Origin of the sequence: Marivivens donghaensis, assembly GCF_011806565.1 — a bacterium.
In the GTDB taxonomy this organism is placed as follows: domain Bacteria; phylum Pseudomonadota; class Alphaproteobacteria; order Rhodobacterales; family Rhodobacteraceae; genus Marivivens; species Marivivens donghaensis_A.
Genome location: NZ_JAATOP010000009.1, coordinates 25,002 through 42,389 on the forward strand (window position 1 = coordinate 25,002; position 17,388 = coordinate 42,389).

Annotated in this window: 19 protein-coding genes and 1 pseudogene; 10 read left to right on the forward strand and 10 right to left on the reverse strand. The window is 61.4% G+C overall.

Features of this window, described 5'->3' with window-relative positions; genetic code table 11:
• Positions 1-51: 51 nt before the first annotated feature.
• From HCZ30_RS12935 to gap (HCZ30_RS12950), 4 genes are all read right to left on the reverse strand, one after another.
• Positions 52-1,704 carry a BCCT family transporter gene (locus HCZ30_RS12935; RefSeq protein ID WP_167638723.1) on the reverse strand — a complete coding sequence of 551 codons (1,653 nt, stop codon included), beginning with the start codon at positions 1,702-1,704 and terminating at the stop codon, positions 52-54.
• A gap of 463 nt (positions 1,705-2,167) precedes the next feature.
• On the reverse strand, positions 2,168-3,169 hold the full coding sequence (gene gap / locus HCZ30_RS12940) for a type I glyceraldehyde-3-phosphate dehydrogenase (RefSeq protein WP_167638724.1): 1,002 nt from the start codon (positions 3,167-3,169) through the stop codon (positions 2,168-2,170).
• Between the two features lie 108 nt (positions 3,170-3,277).
• Positions 3,278-3,421 carry a hypothetical protein gene (locus tag HCZ30_RS12945; RefSeq protein ID WP_167638725.1) on the reverse strand — a complete coding sequence of 48 codons (144 nt, stop codon included), beginning with the start codon at positions 3,419-3,421 and terminating at the stop codon, positions 3,278-3,280.
• A gap of 49 nt (positions 3,422-3,470) precedes the next feature.
• On the reverse strand, positions 3,471-4,469 hold the full coding sequence (gene gap / locus HCZ30_RS12950; protein ID WP_167638726.1) for a type I glyceraldehyde-3-phosphate dehydrogenase: 999 nt from the start codon (positions 4,467-4,469) through the stop codon (positions 3,471-3,473).
• Positions 4,470-4,683: 214 nt separating this feature from the next.
• Here gap (HCZ30_RS12950) and HCZ30_RS12955 point away from each other — a divergent pair, with 214 nt between their 5' ends.
• Positions 4,684-5,652: a DUF808 domain-containing protein gene (locus tag HCZ30_RS12955; protein WP_167638727.1), complete on the forward strand. Its 969-nt coding sequence runs from the start codon at positions 4,684-4,686 to the stop codon at positions 5,650-5,652.
• Positions 5,649-6,020 carry a DoxX family protein gene (locus HCZ30_RS12960; RefSeq protein WP_167638728.1) on the forward strand — a complete coding sequence of 124 codons (372 nt, stop codon included), beginning with the start codon at positions 5,649-5,651 and terminating at the stop codon, positions 6,018-6,020. Before HCZ30_RS12955 ends, HCZ30_RS12960 begins: the two co-directional genes overlap by 4 nt.
• Before the next feature lie 193 nt (positions 6,021-6,213).
• Here the strand turns inward: HCZ30_RS12960 and tkt are convergent, their stop codons facing one another.
• Positions 6,214-8,232 (reverse strand): transketolase, encoded by a 2,019-nt coding sequence (tkt, locus tag HCZ30_RS12965; protein WP_167638729.1) that lies wholly within the window; start codon positions 8,230-8,232, stop codon positions 6,214-6,216.
• Between the two features lie 249 nt (positions 8,233-8,481).
• On the opposite strand from tkt, the gene HCZ30_RS12970 reads away from it, so the two are divergent.
• The 3 genes from HCZ30_RS12970 to HCZ30_RS16750 are packed head-to-tail and all read left to right on the forward strand — an operon-like array spanning position 8,482 to position 9,679.
• Positions 8,482-8,937: a hypothetical protein gene (locus HCZ30_RS12970; protein WP_167638730.1), complete on the forward strand. Its 456-nt coding sequence runs from the start codon at positions 8,482-8,484 to the stop codon at positions 8,935-8,937.
• The gene (locus HCZ30_RS12975; protein ID WP_167638731.1) at positions 8,937-9,341 is read left to right on the forward strand and encodes a cell division protein ZapA; all 405 of its coding nucleotides are present in this window, start codon (positions 8,937-8,939) and stop codon (positions 9,339-9,341) included. The genes HCZ30_RS12970 and HCZ30_RS12975 overlap by 1 nt, the downstream gene beginning before the upstream one ends.
• Positions 9,338-9,679 (forward strand): MliC family protein, encoded by a 342-nt coding sequence (locus tag HCZ30_RS16750; RefSeq protein ID WP_167638732.1) that lies wholly within the window; start codon positions 9,338-9,340, stop codon positions 9,677-9,679. Before HCZ30_RS12975 ends, HCZ30_RS16750 begins: the two co-directional genes overlap by 4 nt.
• Before the next feature lie 73 nt (positions 9,680-9,752).
• Here HCZ30_RS16750 and grxD read toward each other — a convergent pair whose 3' ends face one another.
• From grxD to HCZ30_RS13005, 5 genes and pseudogenes are all read right to left on the reverse strand, one after another.
• Positions 9,753-10,112, reverse strand: coding sequence for a Grx4 family monothiol glutaredoxin (gene grxD, locus HCZ30_RS12985; RefSeq protein ID WP_167638733.1), 360 nt, complete (start codon positions 10,110-10,112; stop codon positions 9,753-9,755).
• Between the two features lie 10 nt (positions 10,113-10,122).
• The gene (locus HCZ30_RS12990; RefSeq protein WP_167638734.1) at positions 10,123-10,353 is read right to left on the reverse strand and encodes a BolA/IbaG family iron-sulfur metabolism protein; all 231 of its coding nucleotides are present in this window, start codon (positions 10,351-10,353) and stop codon (positions 10,123-10,125) included.
• A 57-nt stretch (positions 10,354-10,410) separates the two neighbouring features.
• Positions 10,411-10,893, reverse strand: coding sequence for a hypothetical protein (locus HCZ30_RS12995; protein WP_167638735.1), 483 nt, complete (start codon positions 10,891-10,893; stop codon positions 10,411-10,413).
• A gap of 114 nt (positions 10,894-11,007) precedes the next feature.
• A complete protein-coding gene (gene purL / locus HCZ30_RS13000; protein WP_167638736.1) occupies positions 11,008-13,167 on the reverse strand; it encodes a phosphoribosylformylglycinamidine synthase subunit PurL in 2,160 nt (719 codons plus the stop codon).
• 248 nt (positions 13,168-13,415) lie between these two features.
• A pseudogene (locus HCZ30_RS13005) lies at positions 13,416-14,330 on the reverse strand (LysR family transcriptional regulator).
• A gap of 311 nt (positions 14,331-14,641) precedes the next feature.
• Between HCZ30_RS13005 and murI the strand changes: the two are divergent.
• From murI to HCZ30_RS13030, 5 genes are all read left to right on the forward strand, one after another.
• A complete protein-coding gene (gene murI, locus HCZ30_RS13010) occupies positions 14,642-15,454 on the forward strand; it encodes a glutamate racemase (RefSeq protein WP_167638737.1) in 813 nt (270 codons plus the stop codon).
• Between the two features lie 83 nt (positions 15,455-15,537).
• The gene (gene ccmE, locus HCZ30_RS13015; RefSeq protein ID WP_167638808.1) at positions 15,538-15,996 is read left to right on the forward strand and encodes a cytochrome c maturation protein CcmE; all 459 of its coding nucleotides are present in this window, start codon (positions 15,538-15,540) and stop codon (positions 15,994-15,996) included.
• Positions 15,997-16,041: 45 nt separating this feature from the next.
• Positions 16,042-16,653, forward strand: coding sequence for a holin-associated N-acetylmuramidase (locus HCZ30_RS13020; RefSeq protein WP_167638738.1), 612 nt, complete (start codon positions 16,042-16,044; stop codon positions 16,651-16,653).
• Complete coding sequence (locus HCZ30_RS13025) at positions 16,650-17,156, forward strand: holin family protein (RefSeq protein ID WP_167638739.1); 507 nt, start codon at positions 16,650-16,652, stop codon at positions 17,154-17,156. The genes HCZ30_RS13020 and HCZ30_RS13025 overlap by 4 nt, the downstream gene beginning before the upstream one ends.
• Positions 17,149-17,361, forward strand: coding sequence for a pseudouridine synthase (locus HCZ30_RS13030; protein WP_322743260.1), 213 nt, complete (start codon positions 17,149-17,151; stop codon positions 17,359-17,361). The genes HCZ30_RS13025 and HCZ30_RS13030 overlap by 8 nt, the downstream gene beginning before the upstream one ends.
• Positions 17,362-17,388 lie beyond the last annotated feature (27 nt).

A 17,388-nucleotide genomic window follows, 5' to 3' on the forward strand; every position in this document is an offset into this window, starting at 1 on the left:
TTGGGGCACAAAGGCAAAGAAGAAGGCCGCCCCGAAGGGCGGCCTCTGGTGTTATTTGCCGTAGCGGCGTTCGTTGATGAGGCCCTTGAAGATGGCGAAGACCATGATCAGGAGCACCACCGTGAACGGCAGGCCGGTCGAGATGACCATTGATTGCAGCGATTGCAGGCCGCCAGCGCTCAGGAGGAGCGCGATCGCGACCGCGCCTTCGAAGAGGCACCAGAACGCGCGCTGCGGGACCGGAGCGTCGACTTTACCGCCAGCGGTGATCGTATCGATCACGAGCGAGCCGGAGTCCGACGAGGTCACGAAGAACACGATGACCAGAACGATACCCACCAGCGAGGTGATGCTGGCCAGCGGCAGAACGTCGAGCATCTTGAACAGCTTGATTTCCAGAGCCGCGTCCTGCGCAACAGTGTAGCCGTCAGCGATGACCTGATGCAGCGCGGTGCCGCCGAAGACCGACATCCACAGAACGCAGACGAGCGACGGGATCAGCAGGACGCAGACCATGAATTCGCGCACGGTGCGGCCACGGCTGACGCGGGCGATGAACATGCCCACGAACGGCGACCATGAGATCCACCACGCCCAGTAGAACGAGGTCCAGCCCTGCGAGAAGTTCACGTCTTCACGGCCAATCGGGTTCGACAGTGCCGGCAGGTATTCAATGTAGGCGACCAGCGAGTCCCAGAACAGGGTGATCAGGTACATCGTCGGGCCGACGATCAGCACGAAGATCAGCAGGATGAACGCCAGGCCCATGTTGATTTCCGACAGGACTTTGACGCCGCCGTCCAGACCGCGCAGCACCGACACGAGGGCGATGGCGGTGATCATGGAGATCAGGATAACCTCGGACGTCGAGCCGACCGGAATGCCGAAGAGCTCGTAGAGGCCCGCGTTGGCCTGCGTTGCACCAAAGCCCAGCGAGGTGGCCAGACCGAACAGGGTGGCGAACACGGCGAGGGTGTCGATGATGTGGCCGACCCAGCCCCAGACGGCATCGCCGAAGATCGGGTAGAAGGCCGAACGGATCGTCAGCGGCAGGCCCTTGTTGTAGCTGAACAGCGCCAGAGCGAGCGCGACAACAGCGTAGATGGCCCACGGGTGAAGACCCCAGTGGAAGATGGTCGCTGCCATGCCGAGGCGTGCCGCAGCGGCTTCGTCACCCGCAGCAGCGCCGAGCGGAGCCCAGTCGGTTCGGATGCCGTTTTCCACGGTGGTGCCGCCCAGCGAGGACGAGAAGTGGCTCATCGGCTCGGATACGCCGTAGAACATCAGGCCAATGCCCATACCTGCTGCGAAGAGCATGGCGAACCAGCCCACGTAGCCGTAGTCAGGGCGCGCTTCGGTGCCGCCGAGGCGGACGTTACCCAGCGGCGTGACGATCAGCAGCAGCGAGAACAGCACGAAGATGTTCGCCGCGCCGAGGAAGAACCAGTCGAAGCGCTTGGTCACGGAGTTGAACAGCCACGAGAAGACGCTGCTGGCCTGCTCCGGCAGGGCAAGGGTGTAGAACACGAACGCCACAACGGCGATCGCGGACATGGCGAAGACGGGATTATGGATATCCCAGCCGATCGGACCAACGTTGCCTTCAACGTTGTCCTGACCGATCTCGTAATCGGTGTCGATGATGTGCGAGGCCCCATCGGGGGTGGGAATGCCCTCCGGCGTCTCGGTCGTCGGGTCGGTCATTCAGACCTCCTTCTTATTTATGTTGGGAGCCTCTGCCGCGATCTGGCATCGCCGGGACAAAGGACCGTCACTGCGATATTCCGGATTGCGCGAGTTCCCGTTTTTGCGAGGTTTCGTACCCCAAGATAATCTGGTCTGCGGCAAATTTCCGCCGACCGCGATGTGGGTCAGCAACCTAGGACACGGTCTCGTGAAGTCTAACTATACACAAGATTTTTCCACTTATGACAGAAATAAGACAGGCCAATGCACTTGTCGCTAAGCGGGTAAGCGGTGTAAAATCAGGGGCTTGTGGCGCATTCTTGCAGAATTTCCGGCGTAAAAAAGTGATCAGCCGAGGGCGGTTTTTCTCACGATTTCTAATAACAGGATTGTTTCATGCAGTGGCCAACGCCATCCTGCGGCCCATAACAAAAAAGCCGCCTCCGAAGACACGGCTTTTCGTCATTCTTGCGGGTGCTGATTACAGCAGCTTGCCCATCGCAACGGCGGTGTCGGCCATGCGGTTGGAGAAGCCCCACTCGTTGTCGTACCAGGTCAGGATGCGCACCATGTTGCCTTCCATCACCTTGGTCTGGTCCATGTGGAAGATCGACGAGTGCGGATCGTGGTTGAAGTCCGACGAAACCAGCGGCTCGTCAGTGTAGCCCAGGACGCCCTTCAGCGGGCCGTCAGCGGCGGCGCGGATGGCTGCGTTGACTTCCTCGACGGTGGTGGCGCGCTTGGCTTCGAACACGAGGTCGACGACCGAAACGTTCGGGGTCGGCACGCGGATGGCGACGCCGTCCAGCTTGCCCTTCAGTTCCGGCAGAACCAGACCAACGGCCTTTGCAGCGCCGGTCGAGGTCGGGATCATCGACAGGGCAGCAGCGCGGGCGCGGTAGAGATCCTTGTGCATGGTATCCAGCGTCGGCTGGTCACCGGTGTACGAGTGGATCGTGGTCATGAAGCCTTTTTCGATGCCGATGGCGTCGTTCAGGGTCTTCGCTACCGGCGACAGGCAGTTGGTGGTGCACGATGCGTTCGACACAACGATGTCGTCTGCGGTCAGGGTGTCGTCGTTGACGCCGAAGACGATGGTCTTGTCCGCGTCGGTGCCCGGAGCCGAGATCAGAACGCGCTTGGCGCCGGTCGACAGGTGGGCCTGCACTTTGTCCTTCGAGGTGAAGATACCGGTGCATTCCATGATGATGTCGATGTCACCCCACGGCAGGTCTGCCGGGTTGCGGATCGCGGTGACCTTGATCGGGCCGCGGCCCACGTCGATGGTGTCTTCGGTGGTTTTGACCTCAGCCGGGAAACGGCCGTGGACCGAGTCGTAACGCAGCAGGTGTGCGTTGGTCTCGACCGGACCCAGATCGTTGATCGCGACGACTTCGATGTCGGTGCGACCGCTTTCGATGATACCGCGCAGGACGTTGCGCCCGATACGACCGAAGCCGTTAATTGCTACTTTGACTGCCATGAGAAGTCCTCCGACTCGTAATTGGGATTGGCGCTCTCTCCGTTGGCGCTAACATTGCAATTTAATCGGAAAGGTCAACCTTTCTGTGCCTCACGGTCACATCAAAGATCAGCGCCAGAACTGAAAGTAGTCGATGAGGTCGATGAACTTGCGCATCAAAAAGAAAATCCCGCTTCCACCGTAGTAGAAATTGTCTACCGCGATGGCGAGCAGGGCGAGGACCGCGATCCAGATGGCAACTTTGTTCGACATGGCACCCTTCTATGCGTGAAAGGTGCCATGCGCAATTCGCGTGATATGCTTAGTTGAGGCGGCCCATGTGGGCGGCAACGTCGGCCATACGGGCCGAGAAACCCCACTCGTTGTCGTACCACGCCAGCACGCGCACGAGGCGGCCCATGACCTTGGTCTGATCGGGGGCGAAGATGGAGCTTTCGGTGGTGTGGTTAAAGTCGATCGACACCTTCGGCTCGTCGTCATAGCCCAGCACCATGCCCATGTAGCCATTGGCGGCTTCGCGGACGATTTCGTTGACGTCGGCCTCGGTGACAGACTTTTCGGCGACGAACGACAGGTCCACGGCGGACACATTGGGGGTCGGCACGCGGATTGACGAGCCGTCCAGTTTGCCCTTCATTTCAGGCAGAACCTCACCCAGTGCCTTCGCGGCACCGGTGGAGGTCGGGATCATCGCCATCGCGGCAGCACGGGCGCGGTAGAGGTCCTTGTGGCGACGGTCCAGCGTCGGCTGGTCGCCGGTGTAGCTGTGGATCGTGGTCATGATGCCGCTCTCGATACCGATGGCGTCGTTGAGCACCTTGGCCAGCGGAGCGAGGCAGTTGGTGGTGCACGAGCCGTTCGACACCATGCTCTCGTCCAGTTGCAGATCGCGGTGGTTCACGCCGTAGACCACGGTGCGCGACACGTTCTTGGCGGGGGCGGAGATGAGAACCTTCTTCGCACCGCGATCAAGGTGGACCTTCGATTTCTCGCCGTCGTTGAATTTGCCGGTGCATTCGAGCACGACATCAACGCCCGACCAGTCGAGCTCTTCGGGATCGTAGGTGGACATGACTTCAATCGGACCACGGCCCAGATCCATCGCGTTGCCGTCGACCTTGACGGGCGTGCCGAAGCGGCCATGAACGCTGTCGTACTTCAGCAGGTGCGCGTTGGTTTCGATCGGGCCGGTGGCGTTGATCTTCACCACCTGTACGTCGTTGCGGGCGGCTTCGGTGATATGGGCCAGAGTGCAGCGGCCGATCCGGCCAAATCCGTTGATTCCGATTGTGACGGTCATGGTCTGATGTCCTTTGCAGCGGGCGAGGGTTGCCAAGGGACTAGCGACAAATGCCGCGATGGCAAAGGTGAAAAGGCCAATCTCTGCAATGTGTTAGCGATAAATGTCGGGTCATTGCACAGGTTATCGCTAACCGTTTGCGCCAACATTTGTCGCCTTGCCATAGTTGGGTGGCGGCTTACCTTTGACCGAACGAATCTGGAAAGGAACAGGCATGAGCGGACTTCTCGCTTTGCTCGATGACGTGGCCGGCATCGCAAAGGTCGCGGCATCAAGCGTGGATGACATCGCGGCTGCCGCCGCCAAGGCAGGTAGCAAGACCGCAGGTGTCATCATCGACGACGCCGCCGTGACCCCGAGCTATCTGACGGGCTTCAAGGCCGAACGCGAACTGCCGATCATCTGGAAGATCACGCTCGGCTCGCTCAGGAACAAGCTGATCATCCTGCTTCCACTTGCGCTGCTACTGGCCAACTTCCTTCCGCAAGCGATCACCCCGCTATTGATGCTTGGGGGCAGTTATCTGTGCTTTGAGGGGGCGGAGAAGGTGCTGCACAAATTCTTCCCCCACGCCGATCACCATGTCGAAGAGGACATGGACATCAAAGACCCCGCCAAGCTCGAAGAGTCCAAAGTCGCAGGTGCGATCAAAACCGACTTCATCCTCTCGGCAGAGATCATGACCATCGCACTCTCCGCCATCCCCGAAGGCGCGATCTGGGTCGAAGCCCTCGCACTCGCCCTCGTCGCCATCGGCGTCACTGTAGCCGTTTACGGCTCTGTCGCGCTGATCGTGAAGATGGACGACATCGGCCTGCACCTCGCCGCTATCGGCCGCTGGAGCGGTACGCGCAACTTCGGCCGCTGGCTGGTCAAAGCGATGCCGATCGTGATGAAAGTGCTGTCCTTCGTCGGTACGCTGGCGATGCTCTGGGTGGGCGGTAACATCATCACCCACGGCCTGCACGACCTCGGCTGGCACTGGCCCTACGACACCATCCACCACCTCGCGGTCGAGGCCGGTCACGCGTTCGAAGCCGCCCAAGGCTTTGCAGAATGGGCGGTCACAGCGCTGATCGACGGCATCATCGGTCTGGCCTACGGTCTGCTGCTGATCCCCGTCGCCACCCACATCATCAGCCCGCTAATCGGTAAATTCACCGGCGCGAAAGCAGCCCATTGAACCGCTTCGACGATACACTCCTGCTTCTGGGCCGCATCCTGATCGCCGTGTTGTTCCTCGGCGGCGCGGCTCAGAAAGCATTCTCACCCAGCGACGCGATGGAACTCCTCGCGCGCCTGAACATGCCCACGGTCCTCGTCTGGCCTGCTCTGGTGTTCAACCTGATCACAGGCATCGCGCTGCTTGCAGGCTGGCAGACAAGGCTCTTCGCGCTAGCTGCGGCAGCTTACTGCGCCTTCACCAGCATCTTCCATTTCCTCCCCGAAGATCCGTGGCAGATGACGATCTTCGTGAAAAACTGGTCCATCGCAGGTGGCTGCCTCGCGCTTGCTGTAGCTGGCGCCGGCCGCTTCGCTATCCGGCGGTAGGGGCGCTGCCCCTCTGGCGCTGCGCGCCATTCACCCCGGGATATTTCCGGCACAAAGGCAGAGCGGCGCTGCGCTTCATTCTGATAAAAATACCTCGGGGAGTCCCGCAGGGACGGGGCGGAGCCCCACTCCGCATAAAAGAAAACGCCGCGCAGTGATGCGCGGCGTTCCGTTTTGCAACCTGTGGCAGGGATCAGAGCAGGCTCTTGACCTTTTCCGCGACGGCTTCGGCGGTGATGCCGAACTTTTCGTAGAGCGTTTCAGCCGGAGCCGACGCGCCGAAGCTGTCCATGCCGACGAAGCCGGCTTTCTGTTCACGGCCGCGCTCGCCGAGGAGGTACTTGTCCCAGCCCTGACGGACGGCGGCTTCGACAGCCACGCGGACCGGACCTGCGGGCAGGACGCGCTTACGGTAGCTTTCGTCCTGCTTGTCGAACAGCTCCATACACGGAACCGACACAACGCGGGTGCCGATGCCTTCGGCTTCGAGGATGTCGCGAGCAGCCAGAGCGATTTCAACCTCCGAGCCGGTTGCCATGATGATCGCCTGACGCTTGCCGTTTTCGGCGTCACGCAGAATGTAAGCACCTTGGGCGACGAGGTTCTTGGTCTTGTGCTCGACGCGGACGGTCGGCAGGTTCTGACGCGAGAGGGCGAGGACCGACGGGGTTGCCGTTTCGGTCAGCGCGATTTCCCATGCTTCAGCAGTTTCCACGACGTCTGCGGGGCGGAACACGAGCGTGTTCGGGGTCGCGCGCAGCATGGCGAGATGTTCGACCGGCTGGTGGGTCGGGCCGTCTTCGCCCAGACCGATCGAGTCGTGGGTCATGACGTAGGTCACGGGCAGGTGGCTCAGAGCCGACAGGCGCATCGCGCCGCGTGCGTAGTCGGTGAAGCACATGAACGTACCGCCGTAGGGGCGTACGCCGCCGTGGAGGGCCATACCGTTCATTGCAGCGGCCATGCCGTGTTCGCGGATGCCGTAGTAGACATAGCGGCCCTTGCGGTCTTCGGGCGAGAAGATGCCCAGATCGCCGGTCTTGGTGTTGTTCGAGCCGGTGAGGTCAGCCGAGCCGCCGACGGTTTCGGGCATGATCGGGTTGATGACTTCGAGCACCATTTCCGACGCCTTGCGGGTCGCGACTTTGGGCTGCTCTTCCGAGATCTGCTTTTTCAGGGCGCGGATGGTGGCCGACAGCTTCTTGGGGGCTTCACCTGCGAGCTGGCGGTTGAATTCGGCCTGCTTGGTGCCCGAGAGGGCGGCGAAGTTTTCTTCCCACTGGGTGCGGGCTTCTGCGCCGCGGTTGCCGAAGGATTCCCACTGCGACTTGATATCGGCGGGGATTTCGAACGAACCCCAGTCGACGCCGTAGTTCTTCTTGGCTTCTGCAAGCTGCTCGGCGTTGGTCAGCGCGCCGTGGCCCTTCGAGGTGTCCTGAGCGGCGTGGCCCAGAGCGATGTGGGTTTTGCAGGCGATCATCGACGGGCGCGGGTCGGCCTTGGCGGCGATGATGGCCTCATCAATCGCGACCGGATCGTGGCCGTCGATTTCCTGAACGTGCCAGCCGGATGCGGCAAAGCGCTCGGGCTGGTTGGTTTTGTCAGCCAGATCGACTTTACCGTCGATGGTGATGTTGTTGTTGTCCCAGAAGACGATCAGGTGCGACAGCTCGTGCTTGCCTGCCAGACCAATGGCTTCTTGGCTCACGCCTTCCATGAGGCAGCCGTCACCGGCCATCACGTAGGTGTAGTGATCCACTACCTTCTTGCCGAAGCGGGCGCGCTGGATTTCCTCGGCCATGGCGAAGCCGACCGAGTTCGAGATGCCCTGACCCAGCGGGCCGGTGGTGACTTCAACGCCGTCGAGCAGGAAGTTTTCCGGGTGGCCGGCGGTCTTGGCGCCCCACTGGCGGAAATTCTTGATCTCGTCGAGTGTCACCTGCTCGTAGCCGGTGAGGTACAGCAGCGAGTAGATCATCATCGAGCCGTGGCCGGCCGACAGGATGAAACGGTCGCGGTTCGGCCAGAGCGGGTTCTTCGGGTCGAAGTTGATGTGCTTTTCGTAGAGCACGGTCGCAACGTCGGCCATACCCATCGGCATACCAGAGTGACCCGAGTTCGCGGCCGCAACGGCATCGAGGGTCAGGCAGCGGATGGCGGCGGCTTTCTTCCAGTGATCGGGGTGCGCTTCGCGCAGGGCAGCAATATCCAAAACTTCGGTCCTTCGCTAATTTGCGGATCGTTACTTGGGGTCATACCAGTACGGGAAACAAGATCAAGCGTGAGGCGTAAGTCATTGGGCCGTAAACGAACGATATGACTGCCCGCACTTTGCGCTTTCGCGGGATTCACATACGCTTTCCATGAGAATAAACGATTCGGCGCGGCCTTTGCGGTCATGGTCCCGAGGCAGGGATAACGCCGACCCAATAGGCAGAAAATGCCAGAGGAGAAGGGGCTTATGAGCGAAATCGCGGAACTTGGATACCGGATCACAGTGGCACTCGACCGGATCCGCACCGCTTCCCAGTCGCAGCCCGAGAGCGCTCCGGCCCCTGAGGCGGACGCGACTGAGCCGAAAGTCGCCGAATTGACCGCTGCCGTGGAGGCAGGTCGCGCGGAAGCCGATGCGCTGCGCAGTGAGAACGAAGGCCTCAAGGCCGAAGCGGACCTGATGCGCGCCCGTGTCGCCGCGTTCGAGGCCGATCTGAACGCGCTGCGTCAGGCCAATGCGGACGTGCAGGCGCAGGCCGAAGCCGTGCGCGAAGCCGCCGAGGCGGGCGCCGCAGATGCGGAACTGATCAACCGCGCGATGCAGGCCGAGCTCGAGGCCGTCAAAGCGCTCCGTCAGGCAGAGGCCGACGAGGTCGCCGCCATTCTTGCAGAACTCAAACCCATCGTGGAGGAGGCCGAATAATGCCGCAGGTTGTCATCTCTATCGGCGGCCGCTCGTTCGAGGTTGCCTGTCAGGAAGGCGAGGAATCCTACCTCCAGCAAGCTGCCTCGCTCATCGATGCGGAGGCCACGGTTCTCACCAGCCAGATCGGCCGGATGCCTGAATCGCAGATGCTGCTGATGGCGTCGCTGATGCTGGCGGACAAAACCGTGGGTCTCGAAGACAAGCTCAAGACCGCAGACGCCGAACTGGCCGAGCTGCGCGCCAAAGTCGCTGATCTGGAAAGCCGCGCCACGGCAGAGCCGGAGCGGATCGAAGTGCCGTATATCCCCGAGTCGGTGACGGATATGCTCAAGGAGCTTGCCACGCGGGCCGAGGATCTGGCCGATCAGCTGGCCAAGAAATCCGCAGGAGAGCCGCAATGATCCGCTATTGCCTCATGGCCGCCGCGCTGGCGCTGCCGCAGATGGCCCACGCCATCGCCGACATCGAAGCGGTGGAATACCGCTGCGAGCGCAACGTGAAGATCGACGTGGCCTATGTGAACTCGGACGGCGCGCCGCAGGTCGTGGTCATGGCCGAAGGCAACGTGGCCGTCCTGCGCGCGGTCCCGACCGCATCAGGCGTCCGCTACCAGGGCCCGCCCGTCGAGGACGGCTATGTGTGGTGGACCCAAGGCGATGACGCGATGCTGGGCTGGTTTGATGCCGATCTGGCCGAAGAAGTCACGCTGTTCATGAACTGCAAGCAGATCCGCAAGTAACAGCCGCCGCTATTCAAATGAAAAGGGCCGGAGGAAATCCTCCGGCCCTTTGTTGTTTTATGCCGATTGGCGCTTACTGGTTCGCAGCGCGGATCTGATCGGCCTTTTCCTTGTCGAAGGTGACGCCTTCGTTCGCGAACATGGTGTCCAGTTCGCCCGAGAGGGTCATTTCGGTGATGATGTCACAGCCGCCGACGAATTCGCCGTTGACGTAGAGCTGCGGGATGGTCGGCCAGTCGGCGTAATCCTTGATGCCCTGACGGATTTCGTCGTCAGCCAGCACGTTCACGTCTGTGTAGTTGACGTCCATGAAGTTCAGGATGCCGGCCACGCGCGAGGAGAAACCGCACTGCGGCATTTCCTTGGTGCCCTTCATGTAGAGGACAACCTGGTTCGAGGTGACGGTATCTTTGATTTTTTCCTGAGCGGACATTGGTATTTCCTTATTCCGGGGCGCGGGTGGTCAGCGCCAATGCGTGGAGTTCGCCGCTGTCCAGCTTTTCACGGATGGCGGCGTTGACGGCGCGCTGCTGCTGGACCCGGTTCATGTTGCGGAAGCTTTCATCCTCTACGAGGGCAGCAAAGTGCTGTCCGTCGTCGCCCTGCACCTGAATGTTGGCGTCGGGAAAGGTTCCGCGGATCAGTGTTTCGATTTCTTCTGCGGTAATCGCCATGCAAAGGCCTCCTGTCTTACCTAAGATGTAAGACGGCGGATTGGCAGTCGCAAGCGGTTAGCTGCCCGCATGTGTGCGAAGGTCGCGGATAAACGCGTCGAACGCCTCTTTCGCAGTCGGGCTATCGCTCCAGATGCGGGAGGTCTTGCGAATGAGTTGCTGGCGGCGCTCCTCGAGCTCTGGCGTGAGGCTGTATTTCTCGGCGGCGACCAGCATCGTCAGGCGTTCGTGCAGCGGGCGGAGGTTGGCGAAGTCGCGCATCATGGCGGGGAGCAGTTCGGGCGCGTCGCGCCAGCTTTCGCCGTTGAAACGTTCCTGCGTGACGCGCTGGCCCGCACCTGCGCAGTCGTAGAGCGTGCAGCCCTTGAAGCCCTCGTTTTCAAGGCTTTCGTGGATCGTGCAGAGATGTCCGCCGAGGTTGGGGCAGGGTTTGCCCGCTGGTTTGTCGATCGCGAACATCTTGCCCTTGTCCAGCACGAGGCTGACGCAGCAGAGCGCGGCGCAGTTCATGCAATCGGATGTCAGGTCGGGCAGGGACATGAGCGGTTTCCACTCCGCTGCGCGGAGCGGATGCCTCCGGCGGAGGTATTTTTATCAGAATGAAGGCAAAGGTGCGAAAAGGCCCGCCGGAGGGGCGGGCCTGATGCGTGTCGTTTAGTGGATCGCGTCGTAGAAGGCCGAGCGGAAGATCGTCTTGAGTTCTTCGAGCGGGGCCGAGACGCCGCCGAAGGTGACGTCCGAGCCGCCGAATTTACCGACGGTCTGGATGGTGACGCCTGCCTGACCGGCGGCGATCATCAACTCTTCGGCCTTGTCGTAACCGCAAGCGATCAGGTAGCGGCCCTGATCCTCACCGAAGAGGGTCGGGGTGTCGGCAGCGTCGAGCGTGACGCCGACGCCTGCTGCTTCGGCCATTTCGAAGGCTGCGAGCGCGAGGCCGCCGTCTGCGAGGTCCGTGCAGGCGGTGATCATGCTGCGGTTGGCACGGATGAAGTCGCCGTGGGCGGCTTCTTTTGCCAGATCGACGTGCGGCGCGTCGCCTTCTTCGCGGTTGTAGACTTCCGCGAGGATAGCCGACTGGCCGAGGTGACCGGTGGTTTCGCCCAAGAGGAGCGCAACGTGGCCGTCACGGGCGGTGCCGAGGATAGCATCGTCGAGGTTTTCGATCAGACCCACGGCGCAGATGGTCGGGGTCGGCAGGATGCCCTGACCGTCGGTCTCGTTATAGAGCGAGACGTTGCCCGACACGATCGGGGTGTCGAGTGCGATACAGGCTTCGCCGATACCTTTGAGCGCGCCGACGAACTGGCCCATGATCTCGGGCTTTTCGGGGTTGCCGAAGTTCAGGTTGTCGGTGGTCGCCAGCGGCTTGGCGCCAACGGCGGACAGGTTGCGGTAGGCTTCGGCGACGGCCTGCTTGCCGCCCTCGATCGGGTTCGCCTTGACGTAGCGCGGGGTCACGTCAGAGGTGAAGGCAACGGCCTTGTCGGTGCCGTGGATGCGCACGATGCCTGCGCCCAGACCCGGACGCTGGACGGTGTCGCCCATGACTTGGGTGTCGTACTGTTCGTAGACCCACTGCTTACCTGCGTAGTTCGGCGAGGACAGCAGAGCCTTCAGGCCGTCGATCGGGTCAACGCCAGGCACGTCGGCCAGGTCTTCGGCAGCAGGCGCTTCCACCCACGGACGGTCGTATTCGGGAGCCGAGGACGACAGTTCCGACAGCGGCAGGTCGGCCATGACCTTGTCGCCGTGCAGGATGAGGAAGCGGTCTTCGGCGATGGTTTCGCCGACGATTGCAAAATCGAGGTCCCATTTGTCGAAGACAGCGCGGGCTTCGGCTTCGAGCTCGGGGTTCAGAACCATGAGCATACGTTCCTGAGACTCGGAGAGCATCATTTCGTAAGCGGTCATGTTCTGCTCGCGCTGCGGAACGCGGTCGAGTTCAAGCTTGATGCCGAGGCCGCCCTTGTCGCCCATTTCAACGGCCGAGCAGGTCAGACCCGCAGCGCCCATGTCCTGAATGGAGATCACGGCGCCGGTCTGCATCAGTTCCATGCAGGCTTCCATCAGGCGCTTTTCGGTGAAGGGGTCGCCGACCTGAACGGTGGGGCGCTTCTCTTCGATGGTCTCGTCGAATTCTGCCGATGCCATGGTCGCGCCGCCGACGCCGTCACGGCCGGTTTTCGCGCCGAGGTACACAACCGGCATGCCGACGCCCGAGGCGGCGGAGTAGAAGATCTTGTCCGCATCGGCGAGGCCGGCTGCGAATGCATTCACGAGGCAGTTGCCGTTGTAGGCGGGGTGGAAGCGCACTTCGCCGCCGACGGTCGGAACGCCGAAGCAGTTGCCGTAGCCGCCGACGCCTTCGACGACGCCGTTCACCAGCTGCTTGGTCTTGTGGTGGTCGGGCGAGCCGAACGAGAGCGAGTTCATCGCTGCGATCGGGCGGGCGCCCATGGTGAAGACGTCACGCAGAATGCCGCCCACGCCGGTCGCCGCACCCTGGTACGGTTCGATGTAGGACGGGTGGTTGTGCGACTCCATCTTGAAGACGATGGCCTGGTTGTCGCCGATATCGACGACGCCTGCGTTCTCGCCGGGGCCGCAGATGACCTGCGGGCCGGTGGTCGGCAGGGTGCGCAGCCACTTCTTGGAGGACTTGTAGGAACAGTGCTCGTTCCACATCGCCGAAAAGATGCCGAGTTCGGTGAAGGTCGGCTCGCGCCCGATGATTTCGAGAATACGCTCGTACTCGTCCGGCTTGAGGCCGTGGGCTGCGATCAGGTCTTCGGTGATTTGCGGTTCGTCCATAGTGTCCCCCGGAAGGCTTGGAATTGCCGCCCTATTAGAGCAGAGGCGCTAAAGGGGGAAGGGCTGGGGTGACACTAGGTCAAAAAAAACGCCGGGCACACGGCCCGGCGAAGTCCAACAGGGAGGTATGAAGATGATGAGCGTAAAAGCATCATCGGCTTCGATTGCTCAAATAGGCAGCAGAGTTTGAACGATCAAGAAAATTAAGTCCCGCTCGTATACAACTCCGCTATGCACTCAGCGCATAGCTACTCGGTGGCGCCTGCGGTGCCCTCGCGCATTTTCTTGCGATGCGCGAAAAGCTCTTCCTGAACGAAGTCGCGAAAGGCGGCCACGCGCTTGGATTGGCGCAGCTCTTCGGGGTAGGCGAGGAACACCGGAACCTCTGCGGATTCCACATCGGGAAGGACGCGGATCAACTGGGGGAAATCCTCGGTCAGGTAGTCGGGCAGAACGCCGACGCCGACGTTCGCGATGACCGCCTGAAGCGCACCGAAATAGTTGTTTACCGTCAATGTGCTGGAGACTTCGCAAGCCAGCAGGTTATGGACCAGAACAGCGCCCGCGCTGACCTGCGGCGCGTTGGGGTTCTGACAGATCAGACGGTGGTTCGAGATGTCTTCCATCACGTCGAGCGGACCGTGCGAGGCCATGTATTCCTCGGTCGCATAGAGGCGCATGCGGATGTTCATCAGACGCTTGCGGATGAGGTCGGCCTGCGAGGGCTCTTTCATCCTAATGGCGACATCGGCTTCGCGCATGGGAAGATCGAGAACGCGCTCTTCGAGCATCAAGTCGATCTTGAGGTCCGGATAGCGGTCGTAAAGCTTTGACAGACGCGGTGCGAGCCAGAGCGTGCCGAATCCCGTGGTGGTGGTCACTTTCAGCTCGCCGAAGACTTCTTCTTAGCTGTCACGGATTCGCGCAGCGGCCGCTTCGAGTCGCTTGTTCATCGAACGGGTGGCGTCAAACAGCAGCTCGCCCTGTTCGGTGAGGATCAGGCCGCGGGCATGGCGGTGGAACAGGGTGGTGTTCAGCGACTCTTCCAGTGCGCGGATCTGGCGGCTCACAGCCGACTGCGACAGGTGAAGCGTGTCACCTGCGTGTGTCAGCGAGCCCGCGTCAGCGACCGCGTGAAAAATGCGAAGTTTGTCCCAGTCCATTTCAGTGCCTGCCAGTCTTTGCCTGCTAGTCGTTCTTGTGCGACGAAGGTCGCTCCATTACTTTAGGACATAACAGCTATGCAACCAGCACAGTGAAAGAATTTTCACTGACTGTCGGGTTTTAGCCGTCATTTGTCGCGTCCATGCCGCTTATTGAGGCAACGCCTTCGCTGCTGGTAGTGTTGCAATGCCCGTACCGTTCTACCGCAGAGTGGTAAATTTATCGTCCACCTTCATGGATATCTTGCACAATCGGACGTATGAGCCATGTTATCCTGCAAAAGAGCAGGTTTGCAGGGCAGGAATTTCCTATGGCAGTCGGTATTTTTGATAGTGGTTTGGGTGGGTTGACGGTTCTCGACGCCTGTCAGAAGCGTCTGCCGGACGTGCCCTTCGTCTATTTCGGTGACAACGCACATGCGCCCTACGGCGTGCGCGATGCCGACGACATCTATAACCTCACCACCGCTGCTGTCGAACGTCTCTGGGACGCGGGCTGCGATCTGGTGATCCTCGCCTGTAATACCGCGAGCGCGGCTGCGCTCCGCCGGATGCAGGAAAACTGGATTCCCCGCGACAAGCGCGTGCTTGGCGTGTTCGTTCCGCTGATCGAAGCGCTGACCGAACGCCAGTGGGGCGACAACTCCCCGCCGCGCGAGGTCGAGGTGAAGCACGTCGCCCTGTTCGCGACCCCTGCGACCGTCCGTTCGCGCGCGTTCCAGCGTGAACTGGCGTTCCGCGCGATCGGTGTTGATGTCGAAGCGCAGGCCTGCGGCGGCGTTGTCGATGCGATCGAGGACGGCGATATGATCCTTGCCGAAGCTCTCGTGCGGAGCCACGTCGAGGCGCTGACCCGCAAGATGCCGAGCCCCGATGCCGCGATCCTCGGCTGTACGCATTATCCGATCATGGAAAAGGAATTCCAGGACGCGCTGGGTGCGGATGTAAAGGTGTTCAGCCAAGCGAGCCTTGTGGCTGAAAGCCTTGCCGATTACCTCGTGCGCCGTCCCGAAATGGTGGGAAAGGGGACCGAGACGACATTCCTGACCACCGGAAACCCGAAAAAGGTATCCGACCGCGCGACGCAGTTCCTCCGTCGGAAAGTTGAATTCGTCTCGGCTTGATGCGTCAATCCTGACAGTTGTATGACTCTCGGACTGCACCTATGTGCAGTTCGGGATATATGAGGGGACGAGGGATGGCCGGACTGAAAAGCCTCAAGAAAAAGCGCCGTATTCAGGTGATTGTGCTGGCGCTGGTCGCGCTGGCGATTTCGGCCGGACTGATCGGCTACGGCTTCCGTGATGGCATCAATTTCTACCGCGATCCGAGCGCCGTCATAGCGTCCCCGCCGCCGCCCACCGAGACGTTCCGCATGGGCGGTCTGGTGGTCGAAGGCTCGCTGGTGCGCGGTCAGGGCGAGACGATCACCTTCGCCGTCACCGACAATGCAGAGGTCGTGCCCGTCCATTTCACCGGCATCCTGCCCGACCTTTTTGGCGAGGGCCAAGGCATGATCGGCACCGGAAAGTACATCGACGGTGTCTTCGAAGCCTCTGAAATCCTTGCCAAACACGACGAAGAGTACATGCCCAAAGAGGTCGCCGACAGCCTCAAGGAAAGTGGCGTTTACGTCGATCCGAACGCTGGCACAGCCACCAATTAACCTTTTTGCGTCAGTCTTTGCCTCGGGTCACTCGGAGGCAGAGACATGCAGACAGTCCAGCAAATCGCAGAAGATATCGTCGCCCGCGAAGGCGGCTTTGTCCACGATCCCGACGATCCGGGCGGTGCGACCAACCACGGCGTGACGCTTGGAACCTTGCAGCGGTTGAGTCGCGATCTGGATGGCGACGGGCAGGTCGATGTGGATGACGTGCGGGCCATAACACCCCGTATTGCAACGGATATTTTCGTTCAGCACTATTTCGATGCGCCGCAGATCGGGCTGTTGCCAGAGGCGCTCTGGCCGACGGTGTTCGATATGTATGTGAACGCGGGCTCCGAGGCGGTGAAGATCCTCCAGCGGTTGCTCTGCGACATGCGCATCCCTGTGACGGTCGACGGGATGATCGGGCCGGAGACCGCAGGCGCCGCCGCCAAGGCGCTGGATGCCGCCCCCGATCATATGGTCGATGCCTACGGGATCGCGCGTCGCAACTATTACTATGGCCTCGCGGATCGCCGACCGAGTTTGCGCAAATTCGCTCGCCGCCGCGATGGCGGTAAAGGTGGCTGGATCGCGCGGGCCGAGGCGTTCATTCGCCCGAAATACTGGCTCACCGATTTCCAACATGCCTCGCGCGTGGCAGCTTGGGGATGAGGGGGCTTTGGCAATTGCTGACCGGCCGCAGCAACATCATCACCACCACCGCCGGCGCGTTCATCGAAAACGCCGAAGCCGCTGGCAAACGCGAGGCGGAGGGCAAAGCCCAAGCGCGCCGCCAGTTCGGCGCGGAGTTCCGCCATCCGCGTCAGGGCAGTTTTGATCGCGTGATCGACGGGCTGAACCGTCTCCCGCGCCCGATGCTGGCCTTCGGCACCATTGGCCTGTTTATCATGGCGATGGTGGACCCTGTCTGGTTCGCAGGCCGTATGCAAGGGATCGCGCTGGTGCCGGAGCCGCTCTGGTGGCTGATGGGTGCGATCGTGAGCTTCTATTTCGGCGCGCGCCATCAGGCGAAATCGCAGGACTTCCGCCGCTCGGTCGCTGAAACCGCTGCCGAGGCGGGCGCGGTCGACGCTCGGGTCAAGGCGCTGGACGCGCTGGGGCAGAACACCAGCGACAACCCCGCGCTCGATGACTGGAGGGCCGCCCGTGGATGACCACTGGATCAGGCAGGTCGACCGCCGTTTGGGGCTGCTGGAGACCCACGTTGCGGTCGATGCGGTGCAGCGCGATAACGTTGATAACCGCCTGCAAGCCATTGAAGACATGCTGAAATGGCTGGTTCGCCTTGTGATGGGCGGGCTGGTGATGGCGCTGATCGGGTATCTGGTGGCGGGCGGTTTCGCCCTCACCGCGAGCTGACCGAGGGGTGCGTCAATCGGCGCCCCG